The sequence below is a fragment of the Citrobacter amalonaticus genome (assembly GCF_002918555.1).
Lineage (GTDB): Bacteria > Pseudomonadota > Gammaproteobacteria > Enterobacterales > Enterobacteriaceae > Citrobacter_C > Citrobacter_C amalonaticus_A.
The window spans coordinates 173,083-195,754 of record NZ_PQMB01000003.1 but is presented as its reverse complement, the minus strand read 5'-3'; the positions used below and the strand labels follow the sequence as shown (position 1 = coordinate 195,754).

Sequence of the window (22,672 nt, the reverse complement as noted above, 5' to 3'; positions counted from 1 at the left end):
GAACACGGTGCGTGAACGGTTACACCAGACTCTTCAGCCGATAAATCCACTCCAGCGCCTGGCGCGGCGTCAGGGTATCGGGGTCGAGATTTTCCAGCGCTTCAACGGCGGGAGAGGTCTCTTCCGCTACCGACAGCAGCGACATTTGCGTACCATCGATCTGGGTCGCGGCAGCGTTCGGTGAGAGGCTTTCCAGCTCGCGCAGTTTCTGGCGCGCACGTTTGATCACCTCTTTCGGCACGCCCGCCAGCGCGGCGACGGCCAGACCGTAGCTCTTACTTGCTGCGCCATCCTGTACGCTGTGCATGAAGGCGATAGTATCGCCGTGCTCCAGAGCGTCGAGATGGACATTGGCGACGCCCTCCATCTTTTCCGGCAGCTGCGTCAGCTCAAAATAGTGGGTGGCAAACAGCGTCAACGCCTTGATCTTATTCGCCAGGTTTTCCGCACATGCCCACGCCAGAGAAAGCCCGTCATAGGTTGACGTGCCGCGCCCGATTTCATCCATTAAGACCAGACTGTTTTCAGTGGCGTTGTGCAGGATGTTGGCTGTTTCGGTCATCTCCACCATAAAGGTGGAGCGCCCGGAGGCCAGGTCATCCGCCGCGCCGACGCGGGTAAAGATGCGATCGATCGGGCCAATTTCCACTTTTTGCGCAGGAACATAGCTGCCGATATAGGCCAGCAGAGCAATCAACGCGGTCTGACGCATATAGGTACTTTTACCGCCCATGTTTGGCCCGGTAATGATCAGCATTCGACGCTGTGCGCTAAGGTCCAGTGGGTTAGCGATAAACGGTTCGTTCAGCACCTGTTCTACAACCGGATGGCGGCCTTCGGTAATACGAATGCCTGGCTTGTCAGAGAACGTCGGGCAGGTGTAGTTCAGGGTATAAGCACGTTCTGCGAGGTTCACCAGCACATCAAGTTCTGCCAGCGCAGTGGCGCTTTGCTGTAGATCTGCCAGATGCGGCAGCAGGAGTTCGAACAGTTCGTCATACAGCTGTTTCTCCAGCGCCAGCGCTTTGCCTTTAGATGTGAGAACTTTGTCTTCGTACTCTTTCAGTTCGGGAATGATGTAGCGTTCGGCGTTTTTCAGCGTCTGACGACGAACATAGTTAATCGGCGCCAGGTGGCTCTGCCCACGGCTGATCTGAATGTAATAGCCGTGCACGGCATTAAAGCCCACTTTCAGCGTATCCAGTCCGGTACGCTCGCGCTCGCGGATTTCCAGCCGGTCCAGGTAGTCGGTCGCGCCGTCAGCCAGCGCGCGCCACTCGTCAAGCTCTTCGTTGTACCCCGGCGCAATCACCCCACCGTCACGAACCAGTACCGGCGGTGCATCAACGATGGCGCGTTCCAGCAGTTCCCGCAGTTCGCCGAATTCGCCCATTTTTTCACGCAGCATCTGTACCGGCGTGCTGTTTACGGTTTCCAGCTGTGCACGTAACTCAGGCAGTTGCTGAAAGGCATGACGCATACGCGCGAGATCGCGCGGGCGGGCGGTACGCAGGGCAAGACGAGCCAGAATACGCTCCAGATCGCCCACCTGACGCAGCACGGGTTGCAGTTCGCTGGTCACATCCTGTAGGGCACCGATGGTCTGCTGGCGTTCGGTCAGGATTTTGGTGTCGCGCACCGGCATGTGCAGCCAGCGCTTGAGCATACGGCTGCCCATCGGTGTGACGGTACAGTCGAGCACTGAGGCCAGCGTATTTTCCACCCCCCCGGCCAGATTCTGGGTAATCTCCAGATTACGGCGCGTGGCGGCATCCATAATGATGCTGTCCTGCTGACGTTCCATCGTGACAGAACGGATGTGCGGCAGGGAGGTGCGCTGGGTATCTTTGACATATTGCAGCAGGCAACCTGCGGCGCACAGTCCACGTGGGGCGTTTTCTACGCCGAAGCCAACCAGATCGCGTGTGCCAAACTGGAGATTTAGCTGCTGGCGTGCGGTATCAATTTCAAATTCCCACAGCGGACGACGACGTAAACCACGGCGGCCTTCAATCAGCGCCGTCTCGGCAAAATCTTCGGCGTACAGCAATTCTGCTGGATTGGTGCGCTGTAGTTCAGCGGCCATGGTTTCCCGGTCTGCGGGTTCGCTCAGGCGAAAACGCCCGGAACTGATATCCAGCGTGGCATATCCGTAACCTTTACTGTCCTGCCAGATAGCCGCTAACAGGTTATCCTGGCGCTCCTGCAACAGCGCTTCATCGCTGATGGTGCCCGGTGTCACGATGCGAACGACCTTACGCTCGACCGGTCCTTTGCTGGTTGCCGGATCGCCAATCTGCTCGCAAATGGCGACGGATTCCCCCTGATTCACGAGCCTGGCGAGATAGTTTTCTACCGCATGATGCGGAATACCCGCCATTGGAATCGGTTCACCCGCAGATGCGCCGCGTTTGGTCAGCGAGATATCGAGCAGTTGCGATGCACGTTTGGCATCGTCATAAAACAATTCGTAAAAATCGCCCATGCGATAAAACAGCAGGATCTCCGGATGTTGTGCCTTCAGCTTGAGATACTGCTGCATCATGGGGGTATGGGCGTCGAGATTATCGATTGTACTCATGGGGTTGTGTCCAGTTCCCTGATTTTAAATAGGTTGTGATGTTCTTCTTTGTCATTGTTATCACATAAGGGGCACATAATAGCGGAGATACGCATTTCAGGGAAAGTGGCGCGAGGTGACTTCTCGATCCTGATTCCAGTTCAGATTTTTAACTCTGTTGCCTGTGCAGCGTTTCGCAATGCCGATCGCGCAAAGTGGACCAGATAAATGCGGCAATAAAGGTCACCGTAAACAATAAAACGATGGTTGGTGCAGGGGCGCTGTCGAGGAAAAACGACAGATATACGCCCAGAAATGAGGTCACCACCGACAGCGTTACTGCCAGCATCAGCGCGATGGCAAAACGGCGAGTCAGTAAGATCGCAATCGCGCCAGGGGCAATTAACAGCGAAATTGACAGAATAATCCCTACCGATTTCAGCGTTGCCACGATGGTCAATGCAATCATGCACAGCAAACCATAGTGCAGCAATGTGGTGTTCAGACCGCTGGCTTTCGCCTGATGCGGATCGAAGGCATGAAGCAATAAGTCCTTCCATTTCAGTCCGATAACCAGTGCTATCCCCAGCGCAATCAACGCCGTTTGTAAGATATCGCTTACCGATACGCCAAGCATGTCGCCAAACAAAATATGGTCAAGATGCACCTCCGACTGGATAGACACGTACAGCACCAGCCCAGAGCCAAACATGCCGGAGAACACTATCCCCATGATGGTGTCCCGCTTAATACGGCTGTTGTCGTCCAGCCAGCCCGTTGCGACAGCGCAGAACAGCCCGGCGATAAAGGCGCCAATTGCCAGGGGAATACCTGCAATATAGGCCAGAACGATCCCCGGAAAGACGGCATGACTCATGGCATCGCCCATCAACGCCCAGCCTTTTAGCACCAGAAAAACAGACAGCAGCGCGCAGGGAATCGCAACGATGGCGGAGATGATGAGCGCGTTGACCATAAAGTCGAACTGAAAAGGTTCCAGTAACGTGGTTAAGAACATGTTGGCTCCTTATTCAGCCGGGCGCGACGGCGACTGGCCAGAAGACCGTGCTTCGGCGCAAAAATGAATGTCAGCAGAAACAGCAGGGTTTGCAGAACAACGATGATCCCCCCGGTTGCGCCATCCAGCCAGTAGCTGAGCCATGCGCCGAAAAAGCTGGTCAGGCTGCCAATGGCGACCGCGATGATTAACAGACGTGGAAAGCGATCGGTCAGCAGCCAGGCGGTTGCGCCGGGAGTGACGACCAGGCAGATAACCAGAAAGGCGCCGACGGTTTGCAACGCGGCGACGGTGGAGACCGAAAGCAGAGTGAAAAACAGCAGCTTCAGGCGACCCGGATTGAGGCCAATTGAGCGGGCATGATTTTCATCGAAAAAGGTGACCATCAGGTCTTTCCATTTCAGCATCAGGATAAGCAGAGACACTGCGCCGATAATCGCCAGTTGCGCAATATCCTCCGGCGCGATAGCCAGCACGTTGCCGAGAATAATGGTCTGGATATTCACCGACATCGGGTTGAGGGAAACCATAAACAGCCCGATCCCAAAGAAAGAGGAGAAGATGAGGCCGATGATGGCATCTTCTTTCAGCCGTGAGCGCTGGTTGAGAAACAGCATACTGCCGGCCGCCAGGCCGCCGGAGAGAAATGCGCCGAGCGAGAAGGGCAGACCCAGCATGTATGCGCCCGCCACGCCCGGCACAATGGAATGCGACAGGGCGTCGCCAATCAGCGACCAGCCTTTGAGCATCAGGTAGCATGAGAGAAAGGCGCACAGGCCGCCGACCATCGCCGAAACCCACATGGCGTTAAGCATGTACTGATAACCAAACGGTTCTGTCAGCCAGTTCATGATGACTTCCCTCCCGCCGCGCGCCTCGAAATAAACGGACGCTCGTCATCGGTAATCACATGTTCTTCACCACCGCTCAGCGCCACGTGGCGCAAAACACCGCTGAACGCCTGCTCCAGGTTCTCAGTAGTAAAGGTGGTGTCGGTGGGACCGCTTGCCAGCACGGTGCCTTTGACCATTACCGTATAATCGCAGAATTCAGTGACCGAGCCGAGGTTGTGCGTTGAGACCAGCATGGTGCGTCCCTCGTCGCGTAACTCTCTGAGCAACGCGATAATTCGGGCTTCCGTTTTGACGTCCACCCCGGTAAACGGCTCATCGAGCAGGATAACCTGACCATCCTGAGCGATAGCCCTGGCGAGGAAGACGCGTTTTTTCTGTCCGCCGGAGAGTTCGCCAATCTGACGATAGCGATACTCCAGCATATCCACCCGCGCCAGCGCCGCGTCGACGCAGGCGCGATCGTGCGCTTTCGGTCGGCGTAACCAGCCCATATGACCATAACGCCCCATCATAACCACATCTTCCACCAGCACCGGAAACGACCAGTCCACCTCTTCCGACTGGGGCACGTAGGCGATCAGATTTTGCTTCAGCGCGTTACCGACGGGCTGCCGGAGAATAGAAATGCTGCCATTGGCCAACCGGACAAAGCCCATCAGCGCTTTGAACAGCGTGGATTTGCCGGAACCGTTGACCCCGACCAGCGCAGCAATTGAGCCGCCCGGTACCTGAAAGGTGGCATCCCGCAGCGCGGTATGTCCGTTGCGATACGTCACCGTCACGTGGTTAACGGTAATCGCAGATTGACTCATTTTTGACTCCTCATACCGTCGTTAATCCCGGTGACAATGGTTTCGGTGGTGACGCGCAGCAGATCAAGCCAGGTTGGCACCGGACCATCGGCTGAGCTCAGAGAATCGACGTACAGGACGCCGCCGTAGTGCGCGCCGGACTCACGAGCGACCTGACGAGCCGGTTTATCCGAGACGGTACTCTCGCTGAATACGGCTGGAATTTGATGTTCTCTGATCGCGTCGATCACTTTGCGAACCTGTTTTGGCGTGCCCTGCTGATCGGCATTGATCGGCCAGAGGTACAGCTCTTTGAGATGGTTGTCGCGCGCCAGATAAGAAAACGCCCCTTCGCTGGTTACCAGCCAGCGTTTGTCGGCGGGAATTTTAGCCAGCGCCGCACGCAAGGGCGCCATTGTTTGGCGGATCTGCGCTTTGTAGCTTTCGGCATTTTTCTGGTAGGTCGCCGCGTTTACCGGATCGTATTTCACCAGCGCGTTGCGAATATTATCCACGTAGATCAGGGCATTCTCTTCTGACATCCAGGCGTGCGGGTTGGGTTTGCCGTTGTACGGACCTTCCGTAATGCCCATTGGCTTAATGCCGTCAGAGACGGTCACTTCCGGCACGCCGGACAGATTCTGGTAGAAGCGGGCAAACCACAATTCCAGATTCAGGCCGTTAGAGAGGATCAGCTGTGCCCCCTGCGCCCGTTTAATGTCGCCGGGAGTGGGTTGGTATTCATGAATCTCTGCCCCTGGCCTGGTAACAGAGCTGACGTCTGCCGCATCCCCCGCGACGTTTTTCGCCATATCGGCGATAACGGTAAAGGTGGTAATCACTTTAAATTTATCTTTTGCATACGCAGGAGAGAGCGCGAGCGTTGCAAGGACGCCAGCAATAAAGAACGATTTCAGGCGAGGCAGAGTTGACATAGTATCCCTCTAAACAAGGTGGTTAATTAATCATCGAATATAGCCTGTGCTATGTTATATAGCACAGGGTATGAATAAATGAAAATAATTCTTATTTGCGTGGCGGGGGAGTCACATCGGAAGTGGGGCACACCGCCCGTGGAGGGGTCGGCGTGCCGGATATTTAAGGCGTAGTGAACGGGACGTTACGCTATCTTAGCGTGTTGATGGTTTTTGAAAGTCAGTAACCGTTTCCCATGCGATCTGCTGTAAGGCTTTTGCAGTTTCCGGGGTCATGTCCGTATCGACAGGGAGCGCGCCTCCTACGGGGGACTGGTTGTATAAGGTTGCAAAGAACACGCAGGCGGCTAAATAGGTTCCTGCCATCGAAGGATGCACGCCGTCATGGTAGTAAAGATTAATCTCCGGATGCGTTTTGCTGGCCCTGTCAAAAGCCAGCCCTACCGGCGCGACGTAGCCACCGGTTTTTTGCGCGACAGAAAGGTAAGCGTCGGCAAGTTTCTGACCATCTTCCGGCTTATCACGACCAGGCCAGGTCATAAAATAAACCACTTTTGAGCCTGCTTTATGGGCCATATCAGCCATTTTGGTTGCGGATTCGACAAAATTTTGGCGGGTACTCTCCTTTTTAGAGATAGGCTCCATTGAATTGCCTTGCAGGATAACAACATCCCATTTTTGCAATGTATTCTGAAAAGCAAGGTTATCGATCTGCCAGCCCAAACGACCGCTGGAAATGGTGATCCCCCGGTATTGGTATCCCCTGGCGTGATCGGCTAATAGCGAACGGCTCAGATCGCGCAGTCGGGTATTAATATTATTATTATAAAAAGTGAATGAATTTCCATACAATGCAATAATTTTATTATCGCCTTCCATTTTTGCTCGTGGTGAGGAGGCTAATAAGGTATCTGCATATGTGCAGGCGCTGCCGAATAAAAATAAGATACCGATAGCGCACGATAATTTTTTCTTCATAAATCACCTGTCAGAAGTCGTAGCGGAGACCAACAATGAAAGCGTCATCATTCACTTTCTGATTTTTATTAGCGAATGCTTTATCGTAAGTAAATGATAACCACGTGTTATTTGCCAGCGTGACCTGGGTTTCAACACGCCAGTCCTCTTTTTCATAGATATCTTTATCCTGTTCATCTAAAAAACTATAACCGGTAAGAAACTTGAATTTTCCCATTTTCCATGAGATCAGTGAGTCCATGCCTTTAAAGTTATTATCGCTTTTATTGTCTCGTGCAATGGATGTCCGTAATGCCGTGACCGCTGCTTCAAAGTCCTTATAACTGAGCTGCAGACCGGCCATGATCTGGTCATTTTGATTCCGCCCGTCAGTTGTAACAACGCCGTCCTGGCGCTTGTAGCGACTGATGGCGACGGCAGGCGTCAACCTGAAATCACCCAATCTGAGCGTGTTTCGGTAACTCCCCATAGCGCCATAATCGAGGGTATCATTACTGCTACCATTGCCTGCGATCCACGCCAGCTGTATCTCATTACCTGCAAATTTAGCGTTCCATTGTACGGTACCGTCCTGACGGTTGTACTGGTAAGAGTTATCAATGGTCGTGATCCCGTAATTGTATACATTGGGGGTGAAGTTTTTATATTTATCAGTCATTTTCATCACCTGGTACATTGGGTTTCGGGTTCTACCGACAATGAGTTCTCCCCAGGTTTTGTTTGATAAACCGATCCAGGAATAGCGGGCTTTCAGGTCACTTTCACCGGTATTACTGTCGTTTTTTTCGGTTCGTACCTGCCATTCCAGGCGCCCGACAATGCTGGTCTCAGGAATAAACTCTAACTCACGGGTAAGATAAATCCCTAAGCGACCTCCAAGATTGGTTCGTGTTTCACTTCCGGCATAAGAGTTCTCGCCATTCGCTATTTTTCCCTCAATACGTCCATAGATATCCAGCGTATTCCCATCTTTATTATAGATATTCATGGCATACGAAGAGGTCGAGATTCCGGTCAGTAAAAGAAGATAAATATATTTTATATTCATGTTATCCCTCAAAGTAACAATCAAATTGTCCATCTGGTAGAATGCGCCATTTACTTCCCGGAGATTGTTTGAGCAAAAAGAAGTCAGTTGATATGGGAATTATTATTTCTCATGACAAAATGTGACTTTTGGCGCATAAAGATGTCAGATATTATCCATATATAAAAATGTCTAATATTTTTTGTGGGCTAATAAATTAAATGAAGATTGCATCTCACGTCGTTATCGAAAAATTGTGAATCTTATCCCATTTTTTCTCGAGGCCGTCAGAAAATGAGGGAAAACAAAATTCTCATGACCGCTTCATGAATGGGAATATCATTTTCCCCTGTTAATGTACCTTCAGATCCCGCAAGATTCATTAACTACATTTTATATCATCTCGCTTTCATCGCTGGAGAGACGCTTTATGTACGGGAAACAAACAACAGTATTTGATTCTGATCTCTATTCTCCGCTTTTTACAGAAGAAAGAATGCATCAAATTTGGTCCGACGAGAATCTGGTGAACTGCTGGCTAAAATTTGAAACGACAATCGCCCGCGTTCAGAGCGAGCTGGGGATTATTCCCTTACAGGCGGCAGATGAAATTGAGCACACGTGTCAGAAACTGGACGTTGACTGGCCAGCGCTGGCACAGGGAACGCAAACTGTCGGAATGGCGATAAAGCCGCTAATTGATCAGATTTCTGCTGCCGGTACGCCGTTAGTGAGCCAGTATCTCCATTGGGGATGCACCACTCAGGACTTACTGGATTCCGGTGTGGCGATGAGATTACAGCAGACGCTGCGGTTACTGTATCAGCAGTTGACGGATGTTGGCGATGAGATGAAATCCATGGCGCTCAGGCATATTCGTACCGTCATGGTGGCGCGGACGAATTCAGTTGATGCTTCAGCCACGACGTGGGGACTACATGTCTCCAGCTATCTGACGGAAATTAACCGCCATCTTATCCGGCTCCGGCAAATCTACCCGCGAGCCATTACCGGCCTGTTTGGCGGTGCGGTGGGGAACCTTGCCTCTGTCGGTCCGCAGGGAATGGTGACGCGCGATCGGCTGATGAAGGCACTGGGACTTAATGTGCCCAGTGGCGTTAATAATGCCAGCCAGGATGCGATTGTGGAGGTTGTGCAGTGCTTTGCGCTTATTCATGGCACGCTATGTCGTCTGGCAAATGATGTGGAAACAATGGGGCGTACGCCTGTTGCGGAAGTACTGGAAGGCGAAGGCGGCGGCGGATCCAGCACCATGCCGCACAAAGCCAATCCACGCGCCAGCAACATGATTCAAACGCTGGCCAGAATGGGCTGGATGTATGCCTCTGGCGCGCCAGCAATGCTCGATCAGCAGGATGTGCGCGCGGCATCCATGAGGGTACTTAACTGGACAATCCTGCCGGAAGCGTCGAATGCGCTATCCGCCAGCCTGAAAAGAGCCAGAAGCCTGCTTTCTCATCTGATTGTTAATGAAGAGAAGATGCTCGCTAATTTTAACTGCTCTCAGTTCTTTATCATGTCAGAATCGTTGAGTATGAGACTTGCTTCTAAGATTGGTCGTGAGCCTGCGTATAATCTGGTTAAGAATATGCTCAAGGATGTTAATGGACAACAAAACCTTATCGAGCTGGCCAGAAACCACCCGGAAATTTGCGCCTCGTTGTCTTTGCAGGAAATGAGTGAGGCCTGCGATCCCCTCTCTTATATCGGCAGTAATGATGCCCTCATCAAAGAAGTCGTCGCGGTATTTGATGAGCTGAGAGCAATGGCGATTGCATAATATGCCTGTTCGGGAGGAAGAACCTCCCGATCTCACCCGATCAATTGTTATATGAAAAAGCCGAAAATGTTTCAAAGAAGACAAAGAGTTCTTCCAGACTGGCGAAATTTCCTTCACTCTCGCTTTTCTCATACGCGAGATGCAGAATCAATTCAACAAAAAAGAACCCCAGAATCCGGCTCTGGAATATTGATCCTGCGTCGCTGGGAAGGACAAACTGGAAATCGCAAAATTTTCCATAAGGGTTTGCCTCAGAATTGGTGATCAACACGACAACGGCATTTCTCTTTCTGAACCACTTAGCTATATTGAGCGCAACCCGATTAAATCGATAATAGGAGAAAACAATAAGTATGTCATTTTCTCCTATATTAATCATTTGCTTAGGGAGTTCGCTTACATCCGTATAAAGTAACGTGATGTTGCTGCGGAAGTACTTCAGCAGCGTACAAAAATGAATTGCTATCGCGTGAGATGAGGCGGGGCCAACGACGTAAATCTGACGTTGCTCATTTAAAATCAGATCAATAAATTTATTCAGATTGTTGATATCGATGTTATTTTTAAATTCATTGAATAACAATGTAATATTGCTGTTAAATGTCGCAACAATCTGTTCCGTGTTGGCGTTGTTTTTATCGCGCTGACGGATGTTTTTTTCAAATGGTGCGGCGATTTTATTTTTTGAAAGCGTTGTATCTAATGCTCTTCGGAATGCCGCGTAGCCTGTGAACCCCAGTTTATTCAGAAAGCGGCCAATCGTCGCTTTACTGACCATCGCATTTTGCGATAAGTCTACAATTCCGTGGTAGGGCAATTCGCTGAAGTGCTTATTAATATATTCATTGAGCCGTGATTCTGACTCTGTCAGATCGTCAGGATCTGGCGTGAGTGAATTATACTCATCCAGACTTAAACTGTTTTTTCTGTACATGCGCAGCATCCAGTAGCCGTTTATATTAAGAATGTTATATGCAAATGCACCCCTGCCGTCAATGATTCAGGCACAGATAATAGATTGATTTACGTTCATACAAGACATATTACAGAATAATCAGACAACTTGAGATCTTACTCACAAAAAAAAGTGGGAAAGTATATTTCCCCTGTTTTGCTGTGGCGCAATCAATTACGATCAAAATGCAAAATTAAGTTTAATACACTACACGACGGACATATTCTCATGGCATATGCGCATGTTTTTTTACATGGCAGATGGAAAAAACTTATTGCATAATGCTGAAATATATGATTTGCATGGTATAGGGATTATTATTATGACTGCATTTATTATCGCAATAGTCATAACAGCAATTGCTGCATGGCTAATTGTGAAAAATTACCAGCCGCAAACTGTTTTATTATTTGCAGGGTTAACATTATTAACGGTGACAACTCTGTTTTATCCTGAAAATAGTATTCTTTATGGGAAAGCAAAATCCACCGGTTCAGCATGGCTGGATATCTTTAGTTTTGCGAAAGAATCACTGACTACGCAAATTGCCGGCATTGGTTTAATCATCATGGCGGCAGGGGGATTTGCCAGTTATATGGATCACATAAAAGCCTCCAATGCGATGGTAAATATGTGTATTCGTCCTCTGCAAGTAATAAAAGCGCCTTATCTGATCCTTGCTCTTGGCTATATTTGTGCGCAGCTGCTGCATGTCGCGATTTCCAGCGCCGCGGGGTTAGCCATGTTGCTGCTGGTGACCTTCTTTCCTGTTCTGGTGCGCCTGGGCGTAAGTAAAGCCTCTGCCGCTGCGATGATCGGTTTATGCGCATTTATGGATTTGGGACCGGCAGTCGGAACGGCCAATCTGGCGGCGAATCATGCAGGAATGGAAAGCGCCATTTATTTTGTCCATTACCAAATGCCGGTTGCTGCTGTTGTGATGGTCACCGTGGCTGTCGTTATTTTCTTTACCGCGAAATTTTTCGATATAAAAGACGGCTTTGTTCCAGGATCGCAGGAAGTGGCTGAAGCTGAAGAGGCGGGGCGTAATGTGCCCGCTATTTATGCGCTGTTACCCGTCTTACCCGTTATTCTGGTCCTGGTATTTAGCCCACTGGTGGTCAAAGCGATTAAAATCGACGTGGTTACCGCGATGATATTAGGGGCGGTGGTTGCATTCTTTTTTGAACTGATTTCAACTCGCGATTTCAAGGCCTGTTGCAAAGGGTTGCAAGTCTTTTTTAAAGGCATGGGCAGTATGTTCACCAGCATCGTCTCATTGCTGGTGTGTGCCGATATTTACGCGCAGGGCCTGCAAAAAATTGGCGCCGTAGATTATCTGCTGCACTCTGTGCAAAGCGCGGGGCTGGGCTTCACCAGCATGACATTGGTGATGACTGCCCTGGTGGGGGTTACCGCTGTGCTGACCGGGTCTGGGGTGGCGGCATTTTTCTCCTTTTCTGGTCTGGCTCCCTCTATTGCGGCAAAATTTGGTGAAAACGCGGTCAATATGATCCTGCCGATGCAGCTGATGGCGGGAATGGGGCGCTCCATTTCACCGGTTGCCGGTATCATTATCGCTGTGAGTAAAGCGGGTGAATGCTCGCCGTTTATGATTGTCAGAAGAACATTACCTCCGGCGCTGGCGGGGATTGTCGTGATGTTAATAGCAAACTATGTGCTGATTTGAGAGGCTGTTGGTGCTGATGGATTGCAGCCTCTGAACAGACAGCGTGCGACTCTGGTTGCCTCCAGTATTAAGGTGTATTATTTATGCAACTTATTTTTGGAGGTACCATGTCCTCAAAGCGTATCGTTCGCGAAAAACTGACGATAGAGAAGATGATTGCGCTGTATGAGCGTCGATGCCCACAAGCCTCAGAAGAACAAGGGCATTACGACGCGCTGCTTGCCTATGCGCAAAAGCGCCTGGACAAGTGTATTTTTGGTGAGGAGAAACCGGCCTGTAAGCAGTGTCCGGTACACTGCTACCAGCCTGCGAAACGCGAAGAGATGAAGCAAATCATGCGTTGGGCTGGGCCGGGAATGTTATGGCGTCATCCCATTCTGACCGTGCGTCATCTTATTGACGACAGGCGTCCCGTACCGGAACTGCCGGAAAAATATCAGCGTAAGAAGTAAGTATGCCGGACAGGAAATGCACTATCCGGCAATTGATTCTGATTACGCTTTGGTCGCAATCAGAATCGCTGAGGCTTTAATCAGTGCGATAACGCGACTGCCCAGGCTCAGTTTCATCTCTTGCTGGCTCTCGTTGGTGACAACGGCCACAATTTCAAAACCTGCATCGGTTTTGATATGCACAGTCGCATTGACCGCGCCCTCAGTTACCTGAGAAACGCTACCCGCAAACTGGTTACGGGCAGAGAACTTCAAACCGCAATCTTCTGTCGCCAGCGTCACCCATGGCGCTTTGATCAGAGCAATAGCGTCTTTCCCTTTTGCCAGACCCAGCGCCTGCTGGCTGCTGTGAGTGACAATGGCCACCAGTTTTGCACCACCTTCCAGCGTCAGTTCAATTTCATCGTTAACTGCGCCCGTTGCGACTGCGCTAATTGTTCCGGTCAGTTGATTACGTGCTGATACTGCCATAGTGCCTCCTTTTAATGCGTTATTATCGTGTATAAACATACCATCTTTCAGAGCACGTCAAGGCATCATCTGTCGGGTAGACAACCGTACCGCGATGTTGATTAAGCCAGCATATCCTTATTAATCCCTAAACGCTTCATGCGCGACAGCAGGGTCGTACGCTTAAGCCCCAGCCGTTGTGCTGCCCCTTTTGGCCCTGCGACAACACCATTTGTCTCTTTCAGTACCCGCATAATGAGCTGATATTCGTCTTCTCCTTCCTGGGCGACTTCGGTGGCAACCGGCGGGACGCCCGGCGTAATACTGACATCCGGCAGCGACAGTTGCAGTACGTTGCCGCGAGTGAGCAGCACGGCGCGCTCCACCACGTTCTCCAGCTCGCGTACGTTCCCCGGCCACTCCATATTGCTGAGCGTGCGCAAAGTTTCCGCAGGAATACTGTCGATGTTGCGTCCCAGGCGACGTGCTATTTTGAAGGTAAAAGCTTTAACCAACAGCGGGATATCTTCCGGGCGTTCGCGCAGCGGCGGCAGCTGGATTGGAAATACATTCAGACGATAGTAGAGATCGTTACGGAATTCACGGTCGGCAACCATCTTTTTCAGGTCGCGGTTAGTGGCGGCGATCAACCGCACGTCGGTCTGGATCAGCTTGTTACTGCCAAGGCGCTCAAATTCCTGATCCTGCAATACGCGCAGCAGTTTGGGTTGCAGCTCCAGCGGCATATCACCCACTTCGTCGAGGAACAGCGAGCTTTTATCCGCCAGTTCGAAGCGACCAATACGCTGGGCGCTGGCACCGGTGAAGGCCCCACGTTCATGACCAAACAGATCGCTTTCTAATAGTCCGGCGGGCATAGCCGCGCAGTTCATTTTCACCATCCGGCGTGCGTTACGCCCGCTCAGGTTGTGGATAGCCCGGGCGATGAGTTCTTTACCCGTGCCTGTTTCGCCAAGAATCAGCACGGTACTGTCGCTCTGGGCGACCATCTCAACCTGTTTGAGGACGCTGTACATTGCCTCGCTGCGGCCGATGATTTCACCGAATTCACTGTCGACATTGTTGAGTTGCTCGGTCAACGCCAGGTTCTCATCCACCAGCCGCTCCTTCAGGCGGTGGATCTCCTGGTAGGCGAGGGCGTTATCGACGGCAATGGCCACGCGTTCCGTAATCTGGCGCAGCAGCTTCAGGTTGGTGGTGGTAAACACTTTTTCTTCGCATTGCGCCAGCTTAAGCACCCCGAGCATGGTATTGCCGGACATCAGCGGCAGCAGGCACAGCGTCTGTATCTGGTTACCCCAGGTATCGAACAGCATTCGTTCGTAGGGGGCAAGCGCATCCCGCTCGTTCAGATTAATCAGCAGCATCTCTTTGCTTTTGAACACCCGCTCAGTGAGCGTGCCCGCTTCATCCACTTCACTTTGCTCGTGGGCGGGATGATTCTCATCCAGATAGTGTGTGGAATAGATGTTCAGCTTATTCTTGCGGTGACTGCGCAGCACAATGCTGATGTCGTCAATGTTGAAGTAATGGTGAATTTCTTTGGCGACTTCACTGACCAGTTCATCAATGTCCAGTCGGGACAGCACGGCGTTAGTGATGGCAACCAGAATACGGAAATTATCGCGCTCGCGGCATAACAGATCGTAGTCAACATTATTGGTAACCCGGCACTGAATCTGCTCGGCAACGACCCCGACAATCTGCGTAAAGGTTTGCAGACGTTCGTACTCTTTTTCGCTCCAGGGGCGGTCCTCCTTGCGGATAAATTCACAGCCGCCAAAGATGCGCCCGTCCGCCGCCAGGGGCAGCAGGCAATAGTGCCCGAACGTCGCGTAAAGCCCGCCGCAAGCGAGCTGCGGCCAGGTTTCACAGAATTCGTGATAATTACAGTGCAGCGCATCAGGGCGAGAAAGAATGCGGCGAACCGGGCCGTGCGCCAGTACTGTTTCGTCCTCGTACTCGACGGGGTCACCATTTTCACGCGTGGTGTAATAGGACGCGCGCTGCGTTTGCGCCTGCCACAACACAATAGCCGCGCTGTCGGCAAGCGCTGACCGTTTTACCAGTTGCGAAAGCGCGTCAGTGAGTGAAGCCAGATCGGGCTGCTGTAATAATGTACGAGTGATATCGAACAATCCTTGCTGCCCGAGATCGCTCATTGGTGTATACGACATGTTGCTTTTCCAGGAAAGCACCGCAAAGCGGTGCGAAAACGGTCAATGAATTATAGATACAGGAACGGGTTGAAGGTGATTAGCATATACGAGGGAGCGGCTCAGCGTGTGGCAAATCAAGGGTACGCTTCACGCCATAAAGACCGGCCAGGCGAACACCTTTACGTTCAACCACTTCACCAATCAGGGCGGCATCACGGCCTAAAGGATGCGCACGTAGCGCGTTCAGGACCTGTTCCGCAGCCTGCCGCTCAACGGCAATCACCAGTTTGCCTTCGTTGGCAAAGTTAAGCGCATCCAGCCCCAGCAGTTCACAAACGCCGCGCACGGAGGGTTTCACCGGCAGTGCGGATTCAGACAGCTCTATTCCACAGCCGCAGGCCGCGGCAAACTCGTGGGCCACCGCGTTAACGCCGCCGCGGGTGGCGTCGCGCAGCGCCTTCACGCCTGCGATATCGCGCAGCGTCTGGATAAGCGGCGTTAATACCGCACAGTCGCTGACCAGTTCACCATCCAGACCCAGCTGCTCACGCAGGTTGAGAATGGTGGCGCCGTGATCCCCGAGGGTGCCACTGACCAGCAAGACGTCACCCGCCGTCAGCGTTTGTGCGCCCCAGTGAATATTAGCCGGAATAGCTCCCATTCCGGCCGTGTTAATAAACAGCTTATCCGCCGCGCCGCGCTGGACGACTTTCGTGTCACCGGTGACGATGGCGATGCCCGCTTCGCGCGCGGTGGCAGCCATGCTGTTAACCACGCTTTTCAGCGTCTCCATCGGCAGACCTTCTTCAAGAATGAAGCCGCAGGAGAGATAGCGAGGGATCGCCCCGCTGACCGCAACGTCGTTGGCCGTGCCGCAAATTGCCAGCTTGCCAATGTTGCCGCCGGGGAAAAAGAGCGGGTCGATGACATAGCTGTCCGTAGAGAAGGCCAGACGATCGCCTTCTGCCACCAGCTGCGCCAGATCAAGACGCGCCTGATCTTCCTGCTCCGCCAGCCACGGATTCGCAAAGGCCTCCATGAACAGGCTATTGATCAACTGCTGCATAGCCTGGCCGCCGCTACCGTGGGCGAGTTGTACATTATTCACGCTTCACACTCCTGCTGACGATACTGATACCACGCGGCACATGCCCCTTCGGAAGAGACCATCAGTGCGCCGAACGCGCTTTCCGGGTTACAGGTTTTGCCAAACAACGGGCACTGATGCGGTTTGCATCGGCCGGTCAGCACTTCACCACAGCGGGCGCGCGGATCGTCATACACCTGCTGCGGCGCCGGGCAGAAATGCGCTTCGGCGTCGAAGCGTTGATAATCGGCGGTCAGATGTACGCCCGAGGATTCGATCACGCCCAGTCCGCGCCATTCGCTGTCGCCGGTGACGCAAAAAACGTCAGCCATAGCCTGTTGCGCAAGCAGGTTACCGGCATCCGGCACCACGCGGCGATACTGATTCTCAACCTGGCTGTGGGCCGCTATTTTCTGCTCAACGAGCATGACCACGCCTTGCAGCAGATCAAGCGGTTCAAATCCAGCGACCACCAGCGGGCGGTGAAACTCGCTGGCAATAAAATGATAGGCGCCGGTACCGATGACCATGCTGACGTGTCCCGGTGCGAGAAATGCGTCAATACCGTTGTCGGGTTGTTCGAGCAGGCTACGCAGCGTCGGGATGAGCGTGATGTGCTGACAGAAAAAGTAAAAGTTCTGCACGTCACGCAGTTTGGCCTGTTGCAGCGTGATGGCGGTGGTCGGCATGGTGGTTTCAAAGCCCAGGCCGAAGAAGACCACTTTGCGGGTCGGATTGTCCTGCGCCAGTTTGAGCGCATCCATCGGCGAGTAGACGATGCGTACATCAGCACCGCGTGCTTTAGCCTGTAACAGCGACCCCTGTTTGCCCGGCACGCGCATGGCGTCGCCGAAGGTACAGAAAATCACCTCCGGATGGCTGGCGATCTCCACGCAGCTGTCGATTCTGCCCATCGGCAGCACGCAGACCGGGCAGCCGGGACCGTGGATAAACTCCACGTTATCGGGCAGCAGCTGGTCGAGGCCAAATTTGAAAATGGCGTGCGTATGGCCGCCGCAGACCTCCATAATACGTAACGGACGTTCGGCGGTATAAGGGAGATGGGCGGCGCGTTCACGCAGATGCTCAATTAACTGCATCACCTGTTCCGGCGCCCGGTATTCGTCAACAAAACGCATTATCGCTCCTCACCATACAGCAAAGCGCCGACGTCCGGCTCCAGATCAAACATATTTTGCAGCGCGTCGAGGGTGTCGCGCGCTTCGGCTTCATTAATCACGCTCATGGCGAAGCCAACATGAACCAGCACCCACTGACCCAGGCGCGGCTGACCGTTCTCGTCGCTGCTGCCAACCAGCGTCAGATCGACGTCGCGTTGAATACCGCAGACATCAACCTTCGCCTGGTTGCCATCAATCGTGCGGATTTGGCCGGGAACGCCTATGCACATCGCTGTGCCTCCAGCCAGTTTAACCATTGATCCATCCCTTCGCCGCTGGTGGCGGAAATCAGGATGATTTCGATTTCCGGGTTCACTTCCCGGGCGCTGGCGAGGCACTTCTCAACGTCGAAATTCAGGTACGGCAGCAGATCGACTTTATTGAGCAGCATCAGCGAGGCGGCGGCAAACATGTGCGGATACTTCAGCGGCTTGTCTTCGCCTTCGGTCACGGAAAGCACCGCCACTTTATGGCGTTCGCCGAGATCAAAGCTGGCGGGGCAGACGAGATTGCCGACGTTTTCAATAAACAGAATGCCGTTATCCTCCAGCGGAAGGCGTGGGGCGGCGTCAGCGATCATTTGCGCGTCGAGGTGGCAACCTTTACCGGTGTTAACCTGGATGGCGGGCGTACCGGTTGCACGGATGCGGGCGGCGTCATTCACCGTTTGCTGGTCGCCTTCAATCACGGCGCACGGCACGCTGTCTTTTAACTTCATCAGCGTTTCGGTCAGCAGGGTGGTTTTACCGGAGCCGGGGCTGGATACAAGGTTGAGAACCAGATGCTGGTGGGCGGCGAAGCGGGCGCGGTTACGCTCTGCCAGACGGTTATTTTTGTCCAGCACGTCGATTTCCACTTCCAGCATACGGCGCTGGCTCATGCCCGGCGCGTGGGTTCCGGCTTCACCGTGGCCATAGTGCAAGTCGCCTTCTGCGGTTTGGTCCGGAGTAAAATTAGCCGTTTTCACGCCGGTAATATTGAGCGCCGGGCGGGCTGCCGGGGCAAAGGGGGCGCTACGAAACGCGGAATGAGGGTTATGCTCGTCACCCTCTATATAAAGGTTGCCTTCAGCGCAACCGCATGTTGTACACATCGCTCACTCCTCATCTATTTCTATTCGTCGAATCTGTAACCCATCATCGGCCACAATACGCAGCATCGCGCTATTGCATTGTGGACAACGGCGTACGCGTTGAGTCAGTAGCGTGACGTATTGTTGACAAGATTCGCACCAGCACTCGGCTTCTTGCTCTTCGAGATGCAGTTTACAACCTTCCGCCACGGTGCCGCGGCATACCAGATCAAAACAAAAGGTGAGAGCGCTGGTTTCGACGCAAGAAAATGCGCCAATTTTGAGCCAGACCCCGGTTACCCGCCTGGCACTATGTTGCGCCGCCTGTTGTTCAATCAATTCCAGTGCCCGCTGGCAGAGGGTGATTTCGTGCATATCGCCTCCCAAAGTTGTTACCCGCCATACCGGTCGATAGCAAGCAATAACCATGCCAGAGTGAAAATCTGCATTTTTCAGGGATGTCGACAATGACGAAATGACACGTCGTCACGGCGTCGAAACCTGACGAATTATTTATAAATTCATATAAAACAATGGATTAAAATATGGCATGAAAAATGCTTAAGGCAGGCTATCTCAGTTAAACGGGTAACCTGACATGACTATTTGGGAAATAAGCGAAAAAGCCGATTACATCGCACAGCGGCATCGTCGCCTACAGGACCAGTGGCATATTTACTGCAATTCGCTGGTTCAGGGGATCACCCTGTCAAAAGCGCGTCTGCATCATGCAATGAGCTGTGCGCCGGAAAAAGACCTCTGCTTCGTTCTTTTCGAACACTTCCGTATCTACGTCACGCTGGCGGATGGCTTTAACAGCCATACCATCGAGTATTACGTCGAAACACAGGATGGCGAAGATAAGCAGCTCGTTGCGCGCGCGCAGCTGGATATTGACGGCAACGTTGACAACCAGGTCAGCAACCGCGATCGCGGACAGGTGCTGGAACACTATCTTGGGAAAATCGCCAGCGTTTACGACAGCTTATATGCCGCGGTGGAAACCAATTCCCCCGTCAATCTGAGCCAGCTGGTTAAGGGACAGTGCCCGGCGAATTGAGGGCGAGGCGCTGCCCGTTTTGCTTCGCGATGTTGCTGCACGCAGCGTCGCGATGGTTTTGGGGATGGGCGTGTCGATGGGTGTCGAAAATGACATTTCATCGGCATGTTTTCGTCAAAAATGACTATCACCTGAGGAATGCCTGGTGAATCGTTTTGTAATTGCTGACTCCTCTCTGTGTATCGGCTGCCACACCTGTGAGGCCGCCTGTTCAGAGACGCATCGCCAGCACGGCCTGCAGTCAATGCCGCGCCTGAAAGTGATGCTTAATGAAAAAGAATCTGCACCGCAGCTCTGTCACCACTGCGAAGATGCGCCTTGTGCCGGGGTCTGCCCGGTCAACGCCATCAATCGCGTTAATGGTGCCGTACAGCTGAATGAAAGCCTGTGCGTGAGCTGCAAACTGTGTGGGATCGCTTGTCCGTTTGGGGCAATTGAATTCTCCGGCAGCCGTCCGCTACACATTCCGGCTAACGCCAACTCGCCAAAAGCGCCGCCCGCGCCACCGGCCCCGGCTCGCGTCAGCACGCTGCTGGACTGGGTTCCGGGCGTACGCGCCATCGCCGTGAAATGTGATTTGTGCAGCTTTGATGAGCAGGGACCGGCCTGTGTGCGGATGTGCCCGACCAAAGCTCTGCATCTGGTGAATAACAGGGATATCGCTCGCGCCAGCAAACGTAAACGTGAGCTGACGTTCAATACCGATTTCGGCGATCTCACCTTGTTTCAGCAGGCTCAACGTGGGGATGCAAAATGAGCGCAATTTCACTAATTAACAGCGGGGTGGCCTGGTTTTCTGCCGCCGCCGTTCTGGCATTTCTCTTCTCCTTCCATAAAGCGCTGAGCGGCTGGATTGCCGGGATTGGCGGCGCGGTTGGCAGTTTGTGTACGGCCGCCGCCGGTTTCACCGTGCTGACTCACGCCATTGCGGTCAGCGGCGTGATGCCGCTGATTGGGCACGGTATGCAAATTACGCCGCTGAATTCCATCTGGCTGATTACGCTGGGTCTGTGCGGGCTGTTTGTCAGCCTGTACAACATTGACTGGCACCGGCATTCGCAAGTGAAGGCTAACGGGCTGCTGTTGAACCTGCTGCTGGCGGCTGCGGTTTGCGCCGTGGTTGCCAGCAATCTCGGCGCGCTGGTGGTGATGGCGGAAATCATGGCGCTGTGCGCGGTATTTCTGACCGGGTGCAGCAAAGAGGGCAAGCTGTGGTTTGCGCTGGGGCGTATCGGTACGCTGCTGCTGGCGATCGTCTGCTGTCTGGTGTGGCAGCGCTATGGCACCCTGGATCTGCGCCTGCTCGATCTGCGCACGCAGGAGCTACCGCTCGGCGCCGATATCTGGCTGACCGGCGTGGCGGGCTTTGGTCTGCTGGCCGGGATCATCCCGCTGCACGGCTGGGTGCCGCAGGCACACGCCAACGCCAGCGCCCCGGCCGCGGCGCTGTTCTCTGGCGTGGTGATGAAGGTCGGTCTGCTGGGCATTCTCTCTTTGTCGCTGATTGGCGGTAACGCGCCGCTGTGGTGGGGCGTGTTGCTCCTGGTGCTCGGCATGATCACCGCGTTTGTCGGCGGTCTGTATGCGCTGATGGAACATAACATTCAGCGTCTGCTGGCGTACCACACTCTGGAAAATATCGGCATCATTCTGCTCGGCCTGGGCGCGGGGGTGGCCGGGATCGCCCTGAATCAACCGGCGCTGGTGGCACTTGGTCTGACCGGTGGTCTTTATCATCTGATGAATCATAGCCTGTTCAAAAGCGTGCTGTTTTTGGGCGCGGGCAGCATCTGGTTTCGCACCGGGCACCGCGACATCGAAAAGCTGGGCGGCATAGGTAAACGTATGCCGGTTATCTCGCTGGCGATGCTGGTGGGACTGATGGCGATGGCCGCGCTGCCGCCGCTGAACGGGTTTGCCGGTGAGTGGGTTATCTATCAATCCTTCTTCAAACTGGGTAACAGCGGGGCATTTGTGGGGCGTCTGCTGGGGCCGTTGCTGGCTGTCGGCCTGGCGATTACCGGGGCGCTGGCGGTGATGTGTATGGCGAAGGTCTATGGCGTCACTTTCCTGGGCGCGCCGCGTACGAAAGAAGCGGAAAACGCCTGCTGTGCGCCAGTCCTGATGGGCGTTAGCGTAGTTGCGTTGGCTATCTGCTGCGTAACGGGCGGCGTTGCCGCGCCGTGGCTGCTGCCAATGCTCTCGGCTGCAGTGCCGCTGCCGCTGGAGACGGCGAATACCACCGTTTCTCAGCCAATGATCACGCTGCTGCTGATTGCCTGTCCGCTGCTGCCGTTCATCATCATGGTCATTTTCAAAGGTAACCGTCTGCCGTCACGTTCACGCGGTGCGGCATGGGTCTGCGGCTACGACCATGAGCAGTCAATGGTGATTACCGCTCACGGTTTTGCTATGCCGGTGAAAGAGGCGTTTGCCCCGGTGCTTAAACTGCGTAAATGGCTAAACCCGGTATCGCGGGTTCCGGGCTGGCAGAACGCAGCCGCACCGGTTCTGTTCCGTCGTCTGGCACTGATAGAGCTGGCGGTACTGGTGGTGATTGTGGTTTCACGAGGAGCCTGAG

At 53.3% G+C, this 22,672-nt stretch carries 21 protein-coding genes; 6 read left to right on the top strand and 15 right to left on the bottom strand.

Features of this window, described 5'->3' with window-relative positions:
• Positions 1–19 precede the first annotated feature (19 nt).
• From mutS to C3432_RS13470, 7 genes are all read right to left on the bottom strand, one after another.
• On the bottom strand, positions 20–2,581 hold the full coding sequence (mutS, locus tag C3432_RS13500; protein WP_103777131.1) for a DNA mismatch repair protein MutS: 2,562 nt from the start codon (positions 2,579–2,581) through the stop codon (positions 20–22).
• Positions 2,582–2,729: 148 nt separating this feature from the next.
• Complete coding sequence (sitD, locus tag C3432_RS13495; RefSeq protein WP_103777130.1) at positions 2,730–3,578, bottom strand: iron/manganese ABC transporter permease subunit SitD; 849 nt, start codon at positions 3,576–3,578, stop codon at positions 2,730–2,732.
• The gene (sitC, locus tag C3432_RS13490) at positions 3,569–4,429 is read right to left on the bottom strand and encodes an iron/manganese ABC transporter permease subunit SitC (RefSeq protein WP_103777129.1); all 861 of its coding nucleotides are present in this window, start codon (positions 4,427–4,429) and stop codon (positions 3,569–3,571) included. The genes sitD and sitC overlap by 10 nt, the downstream gene beginning before the upstream one ends.
• A complete protein-coding gene (gene sitB, locus C3432_RS13485) occupies positions 4,426–5,244 on the bottom strand; it encodes an iron/manganese ABC transporter ATP-binding protein SitB (RefSeq protein WP_103777128.1) in 819 nt (272 codons plus the stop codon). The genes sitC and sitB overlap by 4 nt, the downstream gene beginning before the upstream one ends.
• Entirely contained in the window at positions 5,241–6,158 is a 918-nt protein-coding gene (locus tag C3432_RS13480) for a metal ABC transporter substrate-binding protein (RefSeq protein ID WP_103777127.1), read from the bottom strand. The genes sitB and C3432_RS13480 overlap by 4 nt, the downstream gene beginning before the upstream one ends.
• Positions 6,159–6,353: 195 nt before the next feature.
• Entirely contained in the window at positions 6,354–7,136 is a 783-nt protein-coding gene (locus tag C3432_RS13475; protein ID WP_103777126.1) for an SGNH/GDSL hydrolase family protein, read from the bottom strand.
• A 10-nt stretch (positions 7,137–7,146) separates the two neighbouring features.
• The gene (locus C3432_RS13470; protein WP_103777125.1) at positions 7,147–8,184 is read right to left on the bottom strand and encodes a porin; all 1,038 of its coding nucleotides are present in this window, start codon (positions 8,182–8,184) and stop codon (positions 7,147–7,149) included.
• Positions 8,185–8,593: 409 nt separating this feature from the next.
• Between C3432_RS13470 and C3432_RS13465 the strand changes: the two genes are divergently transcribed.
• Positions 8,594–9,964 carry a class-II fumarase/aspartase family protein gene (locus C3432_RS13465; RefSeq protein ID WP_103777124.1) on the top strand — a complete coding sequence of 457 codons (1,371 nt, stop codon included), beginning with the start codon at positions 8,594–8,596 and terminating at the stop codon, positions 9,962–9,964.
• 40 nt (positions 9,965–10,004) lie between these two features.
• Here the strand turns inward: C3432_RS13465 and C3432_RS13460 are convergent, their stop codons facing one another.
• Positions 10,005–10,898: a MurR/RpiR family transcriptional regulator gene (locus tag C3432_RS13460; RefSeq protein WP_103777123.1), complete on the bottom strand. Its 894-nt coding sequence runs from the start codon at positions 10,896–10,898 to the stop codon at positions 10,005–10,007.
• 343 nt (positions 10,899–11,241) lie between these two features.
• Between C3432_RS13460 and dcuC the strand changes: the two genes are divergently transcribed.
• Positions 11,242–12,609, top strand: coding sequence for a C4-dicarboxylate transporter DcuC (gene dcuC / locus C3432_RS13455; RefSeq protein ID WP_103777863.1), 1,368 nt, complete (start codon positions 11,242–11,244; stop codon positions 12,607–12,609).
• Positions 12,610–12,716: 107 nt separating this feature from the next.
• The gene (locus tag C3432_RS13450; RefSeq protein WP_103777862.1) at positions 12,717–13,061 is read left to right on the top strand and encodes a nitrous oxide-stimulated promoter family protein; all 345 of its coding nucleotides are present in this window, start codon (positions 12,717–12,719) and stop codon (positions 13,059–13,061) included.
• 42 nt (positions 13,062–13,103) lie between these two features.
• Here the strand turns inward: C3432_RS13450 and C3432_RS13445 are convergent, their stop codons facing one another.
• From C3432_RS13445 to hypA, 7 genes are all read right to left on the bottom strand, one after another.
• Positions 13,104–13,532 (bottom strand): TOBE domain-containing protein, encoded by a 429-nt coding sequence (locus tag C3432_RS13445; protein WP_146050920.1) that lies wholly within the window; start codon positions 13,530–13,532, stop codon positions 13,104–13,106.
• 101 nt (positions 13,533–13,633) lie between these two features.
• Positions 13,634–15,709, bottom strand: a complete 2,076-nt coding sequence (flhA, locus tag C3432_RS13440) for a formate hydrogenlyase transcriptional activator FlhA (protein WP_103777121.1) — start codon at positions 15,707–15,709, stop codon at positions 13,634–13,636.
• Positions 15,710–15,788: 79 nt separating this feature from the next.
• Positions 15,789–16,799, bottom strand: a complete 1,011-nt coding sequence (hypE, locus tag C3432_RS13435; RefSeq protein ID WP_103777120.1) for a hydrogenase maturation carbamoyl dehydratase HypE — start codon at positions 16,797–16,799, stop codon at positions 15,789–15,791.
• Positions 16,796–17,917, bottom strand: a complete 1,122-nt coding sequence (gene hypD / locus C3432_RS13430) for a hydrogenase formation protein HypD (RefSeq protein WP_103777119.1) — start codon at positions 17,915–17,917, stop codon at positions 16,796–16,798. Before hypD ends, hypE begins: the two co-directional genes overlap by 4 nt.
• Positions 17,917–18,189, bottom strand: a complete 273-nt coding sequence (gene hypC / locus C3432_RS13425; RefSeq protein WP_103777118.1) for a hydrogenase 3 maturation protein HypC — start codon at positions 18,187–18,189, stop codon at positions 17,917–17,919. Before hypC ends, hypD begins: the two co-directional genes overlap by 1 nt.
• Positions 18,180–19,052, bottom strand: a complete 873-nt coding sequence (hypB, locus tag C3432_RS13420) for a hydrogenase nickel incorporation protein HypB (protein WP_103777117.1) — start codon at positions 19,050–19,052, stop codon at positions 18,180–18,182. Before hypB ends, hypC begins: the two co-directional genes overlap by 10 nt.
• Before the next feature lie 3 nt (positions 19,053–19,055).
• The gene (gene hypA / locus C3432_RS13415; protein WP_103777116.1) at positions 19,056–19,406 is read right to left on the bottom strand and encodes a hydrogenase maturation nickel metallochaperone HypA; all 351 of its coding nucleotides are present in this window, start codon (positions 19,404–19,406) and stop codon (positions 19,056–19,058) included.
• Positions 19,407–19,629: 223 nt separating this feature from the next.
• Here hypA and hycA point away from each other — a divergent pair, with 223 nt between their 5' ends.
• The 3 genes from hycA (at position 19,630) to hycC (ending at position 22,671) form a co-directional block, all read left to right on the top strand.
• Complete coding sequence (gene hycA / locus C3432_RS13410) at positions 19,630–20,091, top strand: formate hydrogenlyase regulator HycA (RefSeq protein ID WP_103777115.1); 462 nt, start codon at positions 19,630–19,632, stop codon at positions 20,089–20,091.
• A 145-nt stretch (positions 20,092–20,236) separates the two neighbouring features.
• Positions 20,237–20,848: a 4Fe-4S dicluster domain-containing protein gene (locus C3432_RS13405; RefSeq protein ID WP_103777114.1), complete on the top strand. Its 612-nt coding sequence runs from the start codon at positions 20,237–20,239 to the stop codon at positions 20,846–20,848.
• Positions 20,845–22,671, top strand: coding sequence for a formate hydrogenlyase subunit 3 (gene hycC / locus C3432_RS13400; protein ID WP_103777113.1), 1,827 nt, complete (start codon positions 20,845–20,847; stop codon positions 22,669–22,671). The genes C3432_RS13405 and hycC overlap by 4 nt, the downstream gene beginning before the upstream one ends.
• Position 22,672: the final 1 nt, after the last annotated feature.